The sequence below is a fragment of the Streptomyces ossamyceticus genome (assembly GCF_001418475.1).
Taxonomy (GTDB): Bacteria; Actinomycetota; Actinomycetes; order Streptomycetales; family Streptomycetaceae; genus Streptomyces; species Streptomyces ossamyceticus.
The window spans coordinates 1-15,570 of the sequence record NZ_LIQX01000076.1 but is presented as its reverse complement, the minus strand read 5'-3'; the positions used below and the strand labels follow the sequence as shown (position 1 = coordinate 15,570).

Here is a 15,570-nt window from a genome sequence, read left to right as displayed (position 1 = left end):
CCGTGCACTCGCCGGCCTTCGACGTCAACTCCGGCAAGGTGCTGTGGTCGCCGAAGGCCGGCGAGTGCACGGACGAGGGCTACGCGGGCGGCGCCCAGCTCGTCGCGGTCCGCAAGTGCGGCGACTACGGCGAGGAGACCTTCGAGGTCCAGCTGCTCGACCCGAAGTCGGGCGGCGTCAAGTGGACGTACAAGCTGCCCTCGGGCATCGACCGCGCCAAGATCATCTCCACCAAGCCGGTGGTGTTCGGTGTGGTGACCGGCAGCGATGTGCCGCTGACCGGCACCAGCGACATCTTCTCCCTGGACGACAAGGGCAAGCTGCGCGCCAAGATCTCCATCCCGGACAAGAAGTACAACTACGACTGCCCGGTCCGCGGCGTCTGGTCCTGCAAGGGCATCTACGTCGGCAACGACAAGGTGTACATGCCGACCGAGAACCACGACGGCACCGGCTCCTACAGCCGGACCAACGAGATCGTCTCCTTCTCGCTGGCCACGGGGAAGTCCACGGGCGACCGGGTGGACGCGGGTGACGACTACGAGCTGTTCCCGATCCGCATGGACGGCCCGAACGTCATCGCCTTCAAGGACGGCCCGTACGACAAGGGCGCCCAGGTCGTCTCCATCGACGGCAAGACGCTGAAGCAGACCACCCTCATCGAGACCCCGTCGTCCGAGTCGGTCCTCCGCGCGATCAGCGCGATGGTGCCGACGCTGAGCGAGATGCTCTACACCGACGGACGGTTCTTCATCGGCAAGGACCTGGTCAGCAAGCCCTACGACGAGGACGAAAAGGAGTACACGGCGCTCGGTTTCGGGGCGAAGTAACCCCACGCGCCCCCTGGGTCCCGCGCGACGGCCCCGCTCCTGGTCAGGGGCGGGGCCGTGCACGTATCCCCCATCACTCCCGAATGGGAGGGATTTCGGTAATCCGGGGCACTTCTCTCCGGTAGGGGGAGCGCAACGTCGAACAAGCGTGTAGCTTCCGGGGGCATGAGAGCGGGGGAGCAGACGGCGGAGTCGGGGGGCTTCTGTCCGTGAGGCCCGGTGGGCGGCCATAGTGGGCAACCATTGGGGGACTGGGGGGTGGCTGGCTCGATGGGAGCGCGGCTCATGGTGGTCGACGACCACCGACTGCTCGCCGAGGCGCTGGCCTCGGCGTTGAAGCTGCGGGGGCACCGGGTGCTCGCCGCGGCGGCACCCGCCGCGGGCGCGGCGGAACTGGTGATCACGCGGGCACCCGAGGTGTGCCTGCTCGGCACGGCGACACCCGCCGAGCCGGGGATCTTCGACCCGGTGGTCAGGATCAAGCGGGAACGACCGCAGGTGGCGGTACTGGTGCTCGGCCCGGTGCCCAACCCGCGCGGCATAGCCGCCGCGTTCGCCGCCGGCGCGTCCGGCTACGTACGGCACGACGAACGCATAGAGGGCGTGGAGCGGGCCATCATGAAGGCCCGCGCGGGAGAGGCGGCGGTGGCGCCGCAACTGCTCCAGAGCGCGTTCAGCGAACTGCTGAACCCGGCGGCCCAGCCGGACGACGAGGGCCAGCGTCTGCTCCAGATGCTGACCCCGCGCGAGGTGGAGGTCCTGGTCCGCGTCGCGGACGGCGAGGACACGAGGCTGATCGCGGCAGGCATGGGCATCGCCCCGTCGACGGCCCGCACCCACGTCCAACGGGTCCTGATGAAACTGGGCGTGGGGTCGAGGCTGGAGGCAGCGGCGCTGGCGGCCCGAACGGGGCTGCTGGACCGGGCGGGGCCGGTGGCGTCGGGGGTGCCGGGAGTGCCGGGAGTGCCAAGGGCATCGGGGGTGGAGGAGTAGGTAGCCGGCCGACCGGACCGTCCGACAGGAGGAGGCCGGGCCAACGGCTACCTACGATCCTTGTCGGCTCTTGCCCTCCTCCCGATGGGGCTGGGCGCAGACCGCGTGGTCGACCAGGGCGGTGATGGCGTCGATCTGACGGGTGGCGGTCGCCTCGTCGGCGGGGCGGCTGTGCACGGCGACGGTCACCGAGAGCCGGCCGTCGCCGGTGGTCGCGGGCCACGCCAGATAGCCGAAGCCGCTGCCGCTGTGCCCCCAGTAGCCGCCGCCGCAGCTCAGCGGCGTCCAGGCCAGCCCCAGCCCGTATCGGGAGCCCGGTACCTCGCCGGGGGTGTCGGGCACGGCGACCGTGCGCCGCATCTCGGCGAGCTGGGCGGGGGCGAGGAGCCGGCCGCCGAGGAGCGCCGAGAAGAAGCGGTTGGTGTCGGCGGCCGTACTGATGAGCGACCCGTCGGCGTCCCCGTCGAAGGGGAGGTAGGCGAGGGTGGTGTCGGTGAGGGAACCGGGTGCGGATGCGGGCGTCGACCCGCCTCCCGTGTCCGCCGCCTCGAACTGCTGGTAGTTGCGGGCGTGGGGGCGGGGCAGACGGGGGTCGTCGCCCGGCGCGTACGTCCGGGTGAGCCGCAGCGGACGCAGGATCCGCTCCTCGACCTCCTTGTCCCAGCTCCGGCCGGTGACCGTCTCGATGACCATCCCGGCGAGGATGTAGTTGGTGTTGGAGTACTCCCAGCGGGTGCCCGGCGCGAAGACGGGCGGATGCGTCATGGCGAAGGCGACGCGCTGCCGGGAGGTGTACGTCGTGGAGCGGTGCTTGAGGTATCCGGCGGCGCTCATGTCCGGGAGGACGTCCGCGATGTAGTCCGGCAGCCCGCTGGTGTGCTGGAGCAGCTGGCGGACGGTGACCCGCCGCCCGTCGTTGCCGTTGCCGCGGACGACGCCCGGAAGCCACCGGTCCACGGAGTCCTCCAGAGACAGCCGCCCCTCCCCGACGAGCTGGAGGACGACGGTCGCGACGTACGTCTTGGTGGTGCTGCCGATCCGGATGTACTCGGCGGGCGGTACGGGCGCCCCGGTCCTGAGATCCCCCACGCCGCTCCGCGCGGCCCGTGCGCCACGGGGCGAGTCCACCCGGACGGACACCCCGGTGACACCGCTGTCCCGCACGGCGTCGGCGTCGCGCTGCAGGGGGTCGCCCGCGGCGTGGGCGGGGGAGAGGGTGCCGAGGAAGGCGAGGGAGAGGAGGCCGGCCACGGCGGCACCGGTGCGCCGGGCGGTGCCGTGGGTGGTGAGGGGGGTGGGGGTAGACATGGCCCCACCGTAGGAAGCGGCGCGTCAACCCCACCATCCAGCGATCCCCCGCGTGTCACCGGGGGTTTCCCTCAGCGGCCGGCCTTGATGTGGAGGAGGAGGCCGGCGAGGGGAGTGGGGGTGGTGCGGAGGTGGGTGGCGGGGGAGTCGGACTCGCGGAGGCGTATGGCACGTATGCCGTCCGGGTCAGCGGCCAGTTCCACACAGTCGTTGCCATCGCCGAAGCCTGAGAACGAGGACTTCTGCCAGTCGCCGGGGGTCGCCATGTGGCTGCCTCACAGTTCCTTCACCAGCCGGTGGATGAAGTCACGCGAACGCTCGGGTTCCAGTGACACAGTCTCCACTTTACGGAAAAGCGTTCGAAGTGCGCCGAGTTGGGCTTCGGCATCGATGAACGCTGTGCCATGAGGGGTGTCGCGCAGCGCCGTGTCCAGCTTGGGCACCGGCCCGCCGACGTACGTCATCGCGCTCGCGGCGCCAGCGAAACCGTCCAGGTCGAAGGGGATGACGCGCACGGTGACGTGGTCGGCTTCCGAGAGCTCCAGCACATGGCGGAGCTGGGCGCGCGCGGCGGCACGATCGCCGACTCGGATACGCAGCGCCGACTCGTGGATCAGCGCCTCGTAGGGCACCGGGTCGGGGTCCTCGATGACCACCCTTCGATCGATACGGTGGTGTACGCGCAACTCCAGCTCGCCATAGTGCAGTTCGGGGACCCGGTACGAGAAGATCGCGCGGGCGTAGTCCTCGGTCTGGAGCAGGCCGGGGATGTAAAGGAACTCCACGTTGTGCCGAAACGTGGCGTGATACTCCAGCTCGGCCAGGTCCAGGAAGGACACCGGCAGCAGCCCTCGGTACTTCTCCCACCAACCCCGCGTCCGATCGGCCGCCATCGCCACCAGCGCGTCGATCAACTCCCCGTCGGTGCAGGAGTAATGGGCGGCCATGCGGCGCAGACGATCCTCGCTCACGCCTGCGATGCCGGACTCGATCTGACTCATCTGGGCGGAGGTCGTCCCCAGCAGAGCTGCCGCCTGAGTGGCTTTCAAGCCCGCGGTGTCACGCATCCTGCGCAACTCCGTGCCCAGGCGCACCTGTCGAGCTGTGGGGTTTCGTCTCGTGGCCATGCCCAGCTCCATCGATCAACTTGTCGCCCGTTGTGCCCCGTTCGGGGTCAGGGTAGGCGAACGACTTGCAGGGTCATAAATTTTAGGCATACCGTCAGTGATGCATCGATCACCCTGTGAGATGCCTGGGTTTCGGAAGTGCACTGCTCCGTCACGCCAAGACGGCTGCGGCAATGCCACCGCCCGCACCCCCACTCTCCTCAACCCCCCACCCCTGAACGGAGTCACCCATGCCCGAAACCGGCGCCGACCCCTGGGAATACGTCCTCCACATCCCCCACGACCCCCGAGCCGTCACCGTCTCCCGCCGCACGCTCCGCCTCATCCTCACGATGCACGGCCTCCCCGCCCTCCTCGACACCGCCGAACTCCTCGCCACCGAGCTGATCGCCAACGCCGTGCTGCACACCAAGGGCCCCGCGGCCCTGCGCGTGCGCTGCACGGGCGGCGCGCTGTGGATCGGCGCATGGGACGCGGACCCGGAACCACCCGGCCCGCCCGGCAGCCCGGGGGAGCCGCACGCCGAGGCCGGCCGGGGCCTCGCCCTCGTGCGGGCCTGCACGAACACCTGGGGCTGGCAGCCGTCGTCCCGATTCGGACAGTCGGGCAAATACGTGTGGTGCGAACTGCCGTGTGACCTGGCCGCCGCGTGACTCGTTGACCAGCCGAACGAAAGGAGGGAGAGCCGATGGTCAGCTCGTCGCACGAGGCACTGCACCGGATCTTCCAGAAGGACCCCGCGTTACTCACCCGCACCCTGCAAACCGTGTTGCGCGTGCCCTTCCCCGAGCCGCGCGAGTTCGCCGCCATGAACGTCGACCTCACGGAGATCGAGCCGGTCGAGCGGCGCGTCGACACGCTGCTGAGGGCGGAGACCGACGAGGGGACGTATCTCCTGGTCGTCGAGTCGCAGGGCAAGAAGGACGAGGACAAGAGGCGCAGCTGGCCGTACTACCTCAGCTACCTGTACGCGAAGTACCGGTGCGACCCGGTGCTCATCGTGATCACTCAGAGCGCCGCGACGGCCCGCTGGGCGGGAGAGCCCATCCATCTTGGCGTGCGCGGCTGCCCCTCGCTGACGGTGCGACCCCTGGTGCTGGGCCCGGACAACGTACCGGTGATCGCGGACGCGGGGACGGCCAAGCTGGACCCGGCTCTCGCGGCGCTCTCGGCGATGACACATGGCAGGGGCGTCCAGGCTGCCGCCATACTGGAATCCCTGGTAGCCGGCCTGAAAAGCCTTGACGCGGACAGCGCCGCGGTCTTCGCGCAGTTCGTCGACTCATGCCTGGTGGATCCCCAGGCGCGGAAGCTGTGGAGGGACTTGATGACGGACATGCAGTACTTCTGGCGCCACCCGCTGGCCGAGCAGACGCGGGAGGAAGGCAGGGAGGAAGGCCGAGAGGAAGGCCGGGAGGAAGGCCGGGAGCAGGGTCGGATCCTGGGCCGAGCCGAGATGGTCATCGAGGTTCTCGAGTGGCGGGGCATTCCGGTCCCGGACACAGTCCGCGAACGGGTCACGTCCTGCACGGACCGCGCCCAGCTCAAGATCTGGGGGGAGCGGGCGCTCCACGTGACCGAGGCCGAGGACCTCTTCCGTGCCGGAGCCTGACGCCGACAAGGCCGCCGCATTCGACCAGAGCCTGCTCAAAGTGCCTTTCGCTCAGTGGAGCGAGGATCAGAAAGAGGCGTGGGTCCACTCGGTCGCCCTGGAGCAGCGCGACCTGAGGGCGCGTCGGCGAGCCGTTCTACGGATGCTCGAGTGGCGCGGGATCGAGCCGACGCCGGTGCTTCGCACCCGGCTCGATTTCTGTGGTTCGAAGGAACTACTCCTCACCTGGCTCACCAGGGCGTCCGTGGCGAGCACCGCGGCAGAGGTCATCGGCAGGGATTGACCCACACCGCCTCCCACTACCCGTGCGGGGTCAGGGGCCGTCACATGACCCCCGACCCCGTCGGTTCAGGACCGGTTACTCCGGGCCCTCCCTCGCCGGTCGGACCGGCCGCAGCCACAGCCAACGCCAGGAAGAACACCCCCAGTGCGAGCATGCCGAGGCCCGTCCACAGGTTGATGGTGACGCCCTCCGCCTTGTCGATGTCGGCGTCGGACGCGGTGACGCCCGCGAGGGTGACGATGACGCCGTAGACCACGAAGAGGCCGCCGATGATGCGGCGGATGTCGATGAGGCGGGCCGGGGTGGTGGACCTGCCCTCCAGTTCGGTGACCTCGCGCTGGACATCGCGCTCGGAGTACGCGTAGCGCTCGGAGTACCCATGGCGGTCGGAGTACCCATGGTGGTCGGGCGCCCGGAGGGCTCGGGTGGCCCGGCGGGCCCGGCGGGAGGAAGAAGTCGAGGCTCGTCCGCACCGACCGCGGGGGGCGAACCCGATGCCGAGGGACCACGACGGAGTAGACGGCCAGGATCGTGTAGTCGAGCCAGCCGGTGGGGAGCCGTAGCTCGGCGGCGAGATTCTGCATGCGCGGCTCACTTCGGTCGGCGACACCGGGGGCGGATCAGTGGGGAGATCGGCGGCGGGACCGGTGGGGAGATCGGGGCGAGACCGGTGGGGACCGGTGGGAGATGGACGGGGAGATGGACGGGGAAATGGTGGAAATCGGTCGGGGTGCCGGCCGGGATATCGGACGGGAATCGGTCGGCGTATCAGCGGGCGAGATCAGTTGGTGTTCTGGTGATCTTTGTTTAATTGTGATGGTGACGAGCGTGGGTACTTGTGCTTTGATGTGTTCGGTTCTGTTTGGTGAGCTCGATGTCGTGATGGCTTGATCGCTTGATCGCTCGATTGCGGGTACGGATGGGGAGTCCGGCGTGAAGAAGACCTCGACCCGGCTGGCCGACGGTCGTGAGCTGATCTACTACGACCTGCGCGACGACACTGTGCGCGACGCGGTGGACAAGCGCCCCCTGGAGCGCACCGTCACCACGTCGGAGGTGCGCAGGGACCCGCTGCTCGGCGACTCCGTCGCGATCGCCTCGCACCGGCAGGGCCGCACCTACCACCCGCCGGCCGACGAATGCCCCCTGTGCCCCTCCCAGGGCGACCGGCTCAGCGAGATCCCCGACTCCTCGTACGACGTCGTCGTGTTCGAGAACCGCTTCCCGTCACTGGCCGGCGACTCCGGCCGCTGCGAGGTCGTCTGCTTCACCTCGGACCACAACGCGTCCTTCGCCGACCTCACCGAGGAGCAGGCCCGCCTCGTCCTGGACGCCTGGACCGACCGCACCGCGGAGCTCTCGCATCTCCCCTCCGTCGAGCAGGTCTTCTGCTTCGAGAACCGGGGCGCGGAGATCGGCGTGACCCTCGGCCACCCCCACGGGCAGATCTACGCCTACCCCTTCACCACCCCCCGCACCGCCCTGATGCTGCGCTCGCTCGCCGCCCACAAGGACGCCACCGGAGGGGAGAACCTCTTCGACGCCGTACTGGAGAGCGAACTCGCCGGCGACCGGATCGTCCTCCAGACCGAGCACTGGGTGGCGTTCGTGCCGTACACGGCGCACTGGCCGTACGAGATCCACCTCTACCCCCGCCGCCGCGTGCCGGACCTCCTGGCGCTCGACGAGGACGCGCGCACAGAGTTCTCCCAGGTCTATCTGGAACTCTTGAGGCGCTTCGACCGGATCTTCGGCGAAAGTGAACCGCCCACGCCGTACATTGCCGCCTGGCACCAGGCACCGTTCGGCGCGCTGGAGGACTTCGAGGGCGTCAACCGCGACGACTTCGCGCTCCACCTCGAGCTTTTCACCATCCGCCGCACCTCCGGCAAGCTGAAGTTTCTCGCGGGTTCCGAATCCGGCATGAACGTGTTCATCAACGACGTGCCGCCGGAGCGCGCGGCCGAGCGACTGCGAGAGGTAGCGAGTTCATGAGCGGCAAGTACCTGGTCACGGGCGGTGCGGGTTACGTCGGCAGCGTGGTCGCCCAGCATCTGCTGGAGGCGGGCCACGAGGTCGTCGTCCTCGACAACCTCTCCACGGGCTTCCGCGAGGGCGTACCGTCGGGCGCGTCCTTCATCGAGGGCGACATCCGGGACGCCGCGAAGTGGCTGGACGCGTCCTTCGACGCCGTGCTCCACTTCGCCGCGTTCTCGCAGGTCGGCGAGTCCGCCGTGAAGCCCGAGAAGTACTGGGACAACAACGTCGGCGGCACCATGGCGCTGCTCGGCGCGATGCGCGAGGCGGGCGTGCGCACGCTCGTCTTCTCCTCGACGGCCGCCACGTACGGCGAGCCCGAGACCACCCCGATCGTGGAGTCCGCGCCGACCCGCCCGACCAGCCCCTACGGCGCGTCCAAGCTCGCCGTCGACCACATGATCACCGGTGAGGCGGCCGCCCACGGCCTGGGCGCGGTGTCGCTGCGCTACTTCAACGTGGCCGGCGCCTACGGCTCCTGCGGCGAGCGCCACGACCCCGAGTCGCACCTGATCCCGCTGGTCCTCCAGGTCGCGCAGGGCCGCCGCGAGGCGATCTCGGTCTTCGGCGACGACTACCCGACGCCCGACGGCACCTGCGTCCGCGACTACATCCATGTCGCGGACCTCGCCGAAGCGCACCTGCTGGCGCTGGACGCCGCGGTGGCCGGTGAGCACCTCATCTGCAACCTGGGCAACGGCAACGGCTTCTCCGTCCGCGAGGTCATCGAGACGGTCCGCGAGGTCACGGGCCACCCCATCCCCGAGGTCGTCGCCCCCCGCCGCGCCGGCGACCCGGCGATCCTGGTCGCCTCCGCGGCCACGGCCCGCGACCGCCTCGGCTGGAACCCGTCCCGAGCGGACCTCGCGGGGATCGTGGCGGACGCGTGGGAGTTCGCGCGGCGACAGGCCGGATGAGGCCGTCCCCGGCCGTATACCGGTGAGGGTGTCGGCCGGGTGGATGTCGGCCGGGTGAGTGTGGGCCGGGTGGATGTGGGCCGGGGTGCCGGTCGGTAGGTTCGGCCGGTGTCGCGGTCGGTAGGTTCGGCCGGATCGTCGGCCGGTGGGCAAGGAAAGGTCAGGGTCAGGGCATGAGCGAGGCCGTAGAGGGCGAGGCCGTGGAGGTCGGAGCCGTGGAGTCCGGGGCCGTCGGGTCCGGGGCCGTGGAGTCCGGGGCCGAGGTCGCTGTCGCCGAGCGGTTCGAGGAGCTGTACGGGGCCGCGCCGGAGGGAGTGTGGGCGGCACCGGGCCGGGTCAACCTGATAGGCGAGCACACCGACTACAACGACGGCTTCGTCATGCCCTTCGCCCTCCCGCACACCACCGTCGCCGCGGTCTCCCGCCGCACGGACGGCGTCCTGCGCCTGCACTCCTCCGACGTGGACGGCGGTGTGGTCGAGCTGGCCCTGGACGGCCTGGCCCCCGAGTCGGACCGCGGCTGGACGGCGTACCCGGCGGGCGTCGTCTGGGCGCTGCGTGAGGCAGGCCACGCGGTGACCGGCGCGGACGTGCACCTGACGTCGACGGTCCCGACGGGCGCCGGCCTGTCCTCGTCGGCCGCGCTGGAGGTCGTGGTGGCCCTGGCCCTCAACGACCTCTTCGACCTCGGCCTGAAGGGCTGGCAGCTGGCCCGACTGTGCCAGCGCGCGGAGAACGTCTACGTGGGCGCGCCCACCGGCATCATGGACCAGACCGCGTCGGCGTGCTGCGAGCAGGGCCACGCCCTGTTCCTCGACACCCGTGACCTCTCCCAGAAGCAGATCCCCTTCGACCTGGCGGCCCAGGGCATGCAGCTGCTGGTCGTCGACACCCAGGTCAAGCACTCCCACAGCGAGGGCGAGTACGGCAAGCGCCGCGCCGGCTGCGAGAAGGGCGCGGCCCTGCTGGGCGTGGACGCCCTGCGGGACGTGGCGTACGACGACCTCGACGCGGCGCTGGAGCGCCTCGGCGACGAGGAGGAGGTCCGCCGCCTGGTCCGCCACATCGTCACGGAGAACCACCGGGTCGAGCAGGTGGTCGCGCTGCTGGAGGCGGGCGGGACACGGGCGATCGGCCCCTTCCTGATCGAGGGCCACGCGTCGCTGCGCGACGACTTCCGCATCTCGTGCCCCGAGCTGGACCTGGTCGTCGACACGGCGATCGCGTCGGGCGCGCTGGGCGCGAGGATGACGGGCGGCGGCTTCGGCGGCTCGGCGATCGTCCTGGTCGAGTCGGCGGACGCGGACACCGTCACGAAGGCGATCCAGGAGGCGTTCGCCGCGGCGGACTTCACAGCGCCGAGGGTGTTCGTGGCGGTGCCGTCAGCGGGGGCACGGCGGGTGTCCTGATCCAAGCTTCCGCGGGCCGCGTCCCGCCGACGACGTACCTGCTTGCGTACGCCGTCGGCGGGACGCGGCCTCACGCATGTTTCGCGCCATTTCACCCGCGAACGCTCGCCGGTGCCCACAGCAGGGTCGTTTCACTGCCGTCCCGAGCCCCACACCTGAGTACAAACACGCATGCGCAGATCAGGGGAGATCGGCGGAACTCTTGGGATCGGGCGTACCGAGGCTGTTCTTGGGCCTGGCAACGAGCAGAACGGCGACTTCGAGTACGCGGTGACCCAGGAGAAGAACCTGATCGCGGGTACCGTCGGGCTCGGCGTGGCTGTCGGTACGTCCTTCATCGCCACCCCCGCGGTCGGTGCCGGTGTCGGCGCCGCTGCCGGGACCGTGACGAGTCTGGTACTGGAGCAGTTCTACAAGGATTCCGAACCCGAGTTCCGCAAGGAGCTCGGTAGCGACATCGCCGAGCGCTGGGAGAACACCAAGGACGCCAATACGGCGATGAGTCACAACGCCGCCGTGGCGGCAGCCGACGACAGAAATCCCGGATTGACGGCAATATGTGGAGGATTCTATTGCGATTCCGCCGGCGTCGGCGGCCCCTCAGGGGTCCAGTCCGCACTGCTTCCCTCGCGGTTCTGTTCTCGGCAACGGCGTGCTCACCCGATGAAGCAAGCTATGAGCTTCCCAGCGCACTCTGCGGCATCGATGTCCCGCGGAGTGCACTGAAGCCGACGCTGCCGTCAGGGGAGAAGCTCACCCAGCGTCCGCAGTCGACAGGAACGACCAAACGCTGCCGTATCCACGTCGACGGCCGTTCAGCTCTTTCGGTCAGTGTGGAACGGTGGGAAGGCGATACGACAGCGGAGCAGGTCGCCCAGTCCGCGCTGAGCGTCGCCCCTTCGGACACGAAGACCCGCGACGGTCTCTACATCTACTCGTCAACCGGTGCTGTTGGACGGGTCGACTGCCCCGTGACTGAAGCGCGCCAGGAGTCCACCTGGGCGTCCGTCAGGGTGTCGCGTACCGATGCGGATGCGGATGCGGACGACATGCTCAAGCTCGTCAAGGAGTATGCCAAGGCCGTGGGTGAATCTTCCGACTGCGCCCGTTGACGGCGGACTCGATCCGACCCGCGCGAGTACTCCGACGAGATGGCGAGCCTGGGAGGAGCACCGACGCTGGTTCACCTCCCGAAGAGTCCGCGGAAGTCAACCTGTGAGGGGCGAAGTACCCCTCACCCCAACCGCTTCGTCAACGTGTACTCCGTAACCCCCGGTGGATAGCCCGGGATCACGCACACCACCTCGTAGCCCAGCTTCTTGTAGAAGTCGGGGGCTTGGAAGTCCCAGGTTTCCAGGCGGGAGGCCCGGCAGCCGCGTTCGGTGTGGGCCGTGTGTTCCGCTTCCCTCACGAGGCGGGAACCCAGGCCCGAGCCGCGGGTGTTCTCGTCGACCCACAGGTACGTGATGTGGAGCCAGGTAGCCCAGGTGTGGCCCACGAGGCCGCCCGTGAGGGTGCCCGTCTCGTCGAGGGCCCAGATGTGCAGAGGTGTCTCCCGTTCGTCGGAGGTGCCGCGCAGCGCGCGCAGGACCGGTGAGGCCGCCGTGTTGGTGGCCCGCAGCCGGGAACGCAGCAATTGGGCTCGTTCTTTGTCGACTTCTGTCTCGATCCGAAACATGCGGCACACCATAAACGCGTTGGCCAACCAGTTCTGCAAATTACCTTCCGCTCCTGCCCCCCGGCCTTACCCTGATGAACAGCGCCGGTGGGGGCCGGTGCTGATCAGGGGGCGAGACAAGTCGGGTACGACGCCCGGAGTGGGGGTAGCGGTTCAGCACGGCGGCGGCCGTGCGGCTGCGGCGCTCCGTCCCAGGTGTAAACCGGGGAACATTCCGGGCGCCGTACCCGCGCCGGTCGTCCCCCGACCAGTGGGGGTTTCAGTGGTTCGCATCCGAGTCCTGGTCGTCGACGACCACCGCATCTTCGCCGAGTCGCTCGCCGCGGCCCTCGCCGCCGAGCCCGACGTCGACGTGTCCGCGGCCGGCAGTGGTCCGGCCGCGCTGCGCTGCCTGGATCGCGCGGCAGCGGAAGGACGCAAGTTCGACGTGCTGCTCGTCGACGCCGATCTGGGCGGGCACGGTCAGCCGCCCGCCCTGCGCTCCGGTCACCTCCCCGGAGGGGCCGCGTACGGCTCCGGGGCGCCGACGGGGGCCGGGCGCGGGCCCGTCGCCGCCGTCTCCGGGCCTGTGCCCGTGCAGGACACCGGCGAGGACAGCTTCGTCGACGGCATATCCCTCGTCGCCGGTGTGCGGACGGGGCAGCCGACCGTACGGACCGTCGTGCTCGCCGAGAAGGACGACCCGCGCCGGGCCGCGCTCGCCCTCCAGGCGGGGGCCTCCGGATGGGTCGCCAAGGACTGCTCGCTCTCGCGGCTGCTCACCGTCATCCGCGGAGTGCTGCGCGACGAGACGCATCTGCCGCCCGCCCTCCTCACCGGCGTGCTCCGCGAACTGACCGCCGCCCGCAAGCACCGCACGGAGAGTGAGCGGCTCGTCGAGTCCCTCACGCCGCGTGAGCGGGAAGTGCTTCGGTGCATGGTGGCGGGCCTGGGGCGCAAAGCCGTCGCCGAGCGCCTGTTCCTGTCGCCCCACACCGTCCGCACCCATATGCAGAACGTCCTCGGCAAGCTCGGCGTCCACAGCACCCTCGCCGCTGTCGCGCTCGCCCGCCGGGCCGGCGTCGGCAACGCCACGGTGTACCGCAACTTCCCGGACCGCGACGCACTGGTCCGCGAGGTCGTGTGCTCGGTCATGGACCGTACGGCGCTGGCGGCGGAGGTCGCGCTCGAGGAGACCGGTGACGCGTTCGAGGCGCTGTCCCGCTTCGTGCACGCCGCCGCCGACGAGCGGATCAGCGCCCTCTGCCCGATGATCCAGAGCGCCTTCGACAAGAACCACCCCGACCTGGAGGCGGCGCGCGAACGGCTGGAGGACCAGACGGCCGCCATCATGGAGCGGGCCCAGCGGGCCGGACAGCTCCGTGACGACGTCAGCGTCGGCGACCTGATGCTCGCCGTCAGCCAGCTCAGCCGCCCCCCGGCCGGCACCCAGTGCGTGGGTGTCGACCGTTTCGTCCACCGTCATCTGCAGCTGTTGCTCGACGGTCTGCGGGCCCCGGCCCGCTCCGACCTGCCCGGCACCTCCGTCACCATGGAGGACCTCCGCCGAGCCTGATCTGATCCGATCCGACTTATTCCGTCATCGGCGCCTTGTCGCGCTCTGACGCTTTCATCTGACTTTTTCCGTCACGAAGTCCCGAAGTGGGTACCGCCATGTCTGCAACAGCCCGGAATGTCCCCGAAACGGTGGACGATTCGCACTCCAACCGCTGGAAAGCGCTCGTGTTCATCGCGCTCGCCCAGCTGATGGTCGTCCTCGACGCGACCATCGTGAACATCGCCCTGCCGTCCGCCCAGCAGGACCTCGGGATATCCGACGGCAACCGCCAGTGGGTCATCACGGCGTACGCCCTGGCCTTCGGCGGTCTGCTGCTCTTCGGTGGCCGTATCTCCGACCTGTGGGGGCGCAAGCGCACCTTCGTCACCGGTCTGATCGGCTTCGCCGGCGCCTCCGCGCTGGGCGGCGCGGCCACCGGTGAGGCCATGATGCTGGGTGCCCGAGCCCTTCAGGGTGCCTTCGGCGCGCTGCTCGCGCCCGCCGCGCTCTCCCTGCTCGCCGTGATGTTCACGGACGCCAAGGAGCGTGCCAAGGCGTTCGGCATCTACGGTGCGATCGCCGGTGGCGGTGGCGCCGTGGGCCTGATCCTCGGCGGCTTCCTCACCGAGTACCTGAACTGGCGCTGGACGTTCTTCGTCAACATCCCGTTCGCGGTGATCGCCGCGGCCGGCGCGTACTTCGTCATCCGTGAGCCGGAGGGCGGTCGCAACCGTTCGCCGCTGGACATCCCCGGTGTGGTCCTGTCCACCCTGGGTCTGGTCTCGCTGGTCTACGGCTTCACGCGCGCCGAGTCCGACGGCTGGAGCGACTCCCTGACCATCGGTCTCTTCATCGCCTCCGCGGTGCTCCTCGCCGCGTTCGCCCTGGTCGAGTCCAAGGTCAAGGCCCCGCTGCTGCCGCTGCGCGTGGTCATGGAGCGCAACCGCGGCGGTGTCTACCTCTCCCTCGGCCTCGCGATCATCGCGATGTTCGGCCTGTTCCTCTTCCTGACCTACTACCTGCAGATCGTGAAGGGGTACTCGCCGGTGAAGACCGGCTTCGCCTTCCTGCCCATGATCACGGGCATGATCATCGGCTCCACGCAGATCGGCACCCGCCTCATGACCCGGGTCGCGCCGCGCCTGCTGATGGCACCGGGCTTCCTGCTCGCGGGCCTCGGCATGCTGCTGCTGACCCAGATGGAGATCGACTCCTCGTACGCGGCCCTGCTCCTGCCGGCCCAGCTGCTGCTCGGCCTCGGTATGGGTACGGCGTTCATGCCGGCGATGTCCCTCGCCACCCACGGTGTCGAACCGCGTGACGCGGGTGTCGCCTCCGCGATGGTCAACACCTCCCAGCAGGTCGGCGGCGCCATCGGTACGGCCCTGCTGAACACGATCGCCGCGTCCGCGACCACGTCGTACGTCAAGGACCACATCGCCTCGGCGACCTCCCGCCCCCAGCAGCAGCTCGTCCAGCTCCAGGGCATGGTCAACGGCTACACCAACGCCATCTGGTTCGCCGTCGGCATCCTGGTCCTGTCGGCCGCCATCGCCTTCACCTTCGTCACCACCGGCAAGCCGGACATGACGGCCACCGCCGGTACGAGCGAGGACGCGGCGGACGAGGTCAAGGTCCCGGTGATCGCCCACTGACGACGGGACGGGCCCCGCGACCGGGGCCCACCTGAGAGGCGTGGGGACCCACGCGGCCGGCCGAACACGGCTCACGGCGGCGGAGGGTCCCCGAGCCCCGAGGATCTCCGGGCCCGGCGTCCCACTCCCCGTGGACCGGGCCCCTGTCACCCCACTCCCCGTGGGTCGGGCCCTGTCACCCCAC

At 69.7% G+C, this 15,570-nt stretch carries 16 protein-coding genes and 3 pseudogenes; 14 read left to right on the top strand and 5 right to left on the bottom strand.

Features of this window, described 5'->3' with window-relative positions; all coding sequences use genetic code 11:
* Both AOK15_RS07070 and AOK15_RS07065 read left to right on the top strand, forming a co-directional pair.
* Positions 1-830: pseudogene (locus AOK15_RS07070) on the top strand (PQQ-like beta-propeller repeat protein); the annotation flags it as partial.
* Between the two features lie 270 nt (positions 831-1,100).
* Positions 1,101-1,823 (top strand): helix-turn-helix transcriptional regulator, encoded by a 723-nt coding sequence (locus AOK15_RS07065; protein WP_079058345.1) that lies wholly within the window; start codon positions 1,101-1,103, stop codon positions 1,821-1,823.
* Positions 1,824-1,874: 51 nt separating this feature from the next.
* On the opposite strand, the gene AOK15_RS07060 is transcribed toward AOK15_RS07065, so the two are convergent.
* The 3 genes from AOK15_RS07060 to AOK15_RS07050 form a co-directional block, all read right to left on the bottom strand.
* Positions 1,875-3,131, bottom strand: coding sequence for a serine hydrolase domain-containing protein (locus AOK15_RS07060; RefSeq protein WP_079058344.1), 1,257 nt, complete (start codon positions 3,129-3,131; stop codon positions 1,875-1,877).
* A 71-nt stretch (positions 3,132-3,202) separates the two neighbouring features.
* A complete protein-coding gene (locus AOK15_RS07055) occupies positions 3,203-3,397 on the bottom strand; it encodes a DUF397 domain-containing protein (protein WP_055513905.1) in 195 nt (64 codons plus the stop codon).
* Between the two features lie 9 nt (positions 3,398-3,406).
* Entirely contained in the window at positions 3,407-4,258 is an 852-nt protein-coding gene (locus AOK15_RS07050) for a helix-turn-helix domain-containing protein (RefSeq protein ID WP_055513903.1), read from the bottom strand.
* A 230-nt stretch (positions 4,259-4,488) separates the two neighbouring features.
* On the opposite strand from AOK15_RS07050, the gene AOK15_RS07045 reads away from it, so the two are divergent.
* The 3 genes from AOK15_RS07045 to AOK15_RS07035 are packed head-to-tail and all read left to right on the top strand — an operon-like array spanning position 4,489 to position 6,153.
* Entirely contained in the window at positions 4,489-4,911 is a 423-nt protein-coding gene (locus AOK15_RS07045) for an ATP-binding protein (protein ID WP_055513901.1), read from the top strand.
* A gap of 35 nt (positions 4,912-4,946) precedes the next feature.
* Complete coding sequence (locus tag AOK15_RS07040; RefSeq protein ID WP_055513898.1) at positions 4,947-5,870, top strand: hypothetical protein; 924 nt, start codon at positions 4,947-4,949, stop codon at positions 5,868-5,870.
* Positions 5,857-6,153, top strand: a complete 297-nt coding sequence (locus tag AOK15_RS07035) for a hypothetical protein (protein ID WP_055513896.1) — start codon at positions 5,857-5,859, stop codon at positions 6,151-6,153. Before AOK15_RS07040 ends, AOK15_RS07035 begins: the two co-directional genes overlap by 14 nt.
* A 75-nt stretch (positions 6,154-6,228) precedes the next feature.
* Here the strand turns inward: AOK15_RS07035 and AOK15_RS07030 are convergent.
* A pseudogene (locus tag AOK15_RS07030) lies at positions 6,229-6,475 on the bottom strand (hypothetical protein).
* 365 nt (positions 6,476-6,840) lie between these two features.
* Between AOK15_RS07030 and AOK15_RS44875 the strand changes: the two are divergent.
* From AOK15_RS44875 to AOK15_RS07005, 6 genes are all read left to right on the top strand, one after another.
* The gene (locus AOK15_RS44875; RefSeq protein ID WP_157870180.1) at positions 6,841-7,044 is read left to right on the top strand and encodes a hypothetical protein; all 204 of its coding nucleotides are present in this window, start codon (positions 6,841-6,843) and stop codon (positions 7,042-7,044) included.
* Between the two features lie 42 nt (positions 7,045-7,086).
* Positions 7,087-8,148, top strand: coding sequence for a galactose-1-phosphate uridylyltransferase (gene galT / locus AOK15_RS07025; protein WP_055513894.1), 1,062 nt, complete (start codon positions 7,087-7,089; stop codon positions 8,146-8,148).
* On the top strand, positions 8,145-9,107 hold the full coding sequence (galE, locus tag AOK15_RS07020; protein ID WP_055513892.1) for a UDP-glucose 4-epimerase GalE: 963 nt from the start codon (positions 8,145-8,147) through the stop codon (positions 9,105-9,107). Before galT ends, galE begins: the two co-directional genes overlap by 4 nt.
* A gap of 173 nt (positions 9,108-9,280) precedes the next feature.
* Entirely contained in the window at positions 9,281-10,516 is a 1,236-nt protein-coding gene (gene galK, locus AOK15_RS07015) for a galactokinase (RefSeq protein WP_240508333.1), read from the top strand.
* Positions 10,517-10,687: 171 nt separating this feature from the next.
* Positions 10,688-11,242, top strand: a complete 555-nt coding sequence (locus AOK15_RS07010) for a hypothetical protein (protein WP_055513891.1) — start codon at positions 10,688-10,690, stop codon at positions 11,240-11,242.
* 107 nt (positions 11,243-11,349) lie between these two features.
* Positions 11,350-11,628, top strand: a complete 279-nt coding sequence (locus tag AOK15_RS07005; RefSeq protein WP_055513888.1) for a hypothetical protein — start codon at positions 11,350-11,352, stop codon at positions 11,626-11,628.
* A gap of 122 nt (positions 11,629-11,750) precedes the next feature.
* Here AOK15_RS07005 and AOK15_RS07000 read toward each other — a convergent pair whose 3' ends face one another.
* On the bottom strand, positions 11,751-12,206 hold the full coding sequence (locus AOK15_RS07000; RefSeq protein ID WP_055513886.1) for a GNAT family N-acetyltransferase: 456 nt from the start codon (positions 12,204-12,206) through the stop codon (positions 11,751-11,753).
* Between the two features lie 250 nt (positions 12,207-12,456).
* Between AOK15_RS07000 and AOK15_RS48495 the strand changes: the two are divergent.
* The 3 genes and pseudogenes from AOK15_RS48495 to AOK15_RS06990 all read left to right on the top strand — a co-directional run.
* Positions 12,457-13,260 (top strand): annotated as a pseudogene (locus AOK15_RS48495) (LuxR C-terminal-related transcriptional regulator); the annotation flags it as partial.
* Positions 13,261-13,326: 66 nt separating this feature from the next.
* The gene (locus AOK15_RS48490; protein ID WP_338059885.1) at positions 13,327-13,749 is read left to right on the top strand and encodes an SbtR family transcriptional regulator; all 423 of its coding nucleotides are present in this window, start codon (positions 13,327-13,329) and stop codon (positions 13,747-13,749) included.
* Between the two features lie 98 nt (positions 13,750-13,847).
* A complete protein-coding gene (locus AOK15_RS06990) occupies positions 13,848-15,386 on the top strand; it encodes an MFS transporter (protein ID WP_055513909.1) in 1,539 nt (512 codons plus the stop codon).
* The last annotated feature ends 184 nt before the right edge of the window (positions 15,387-15,570 follow it).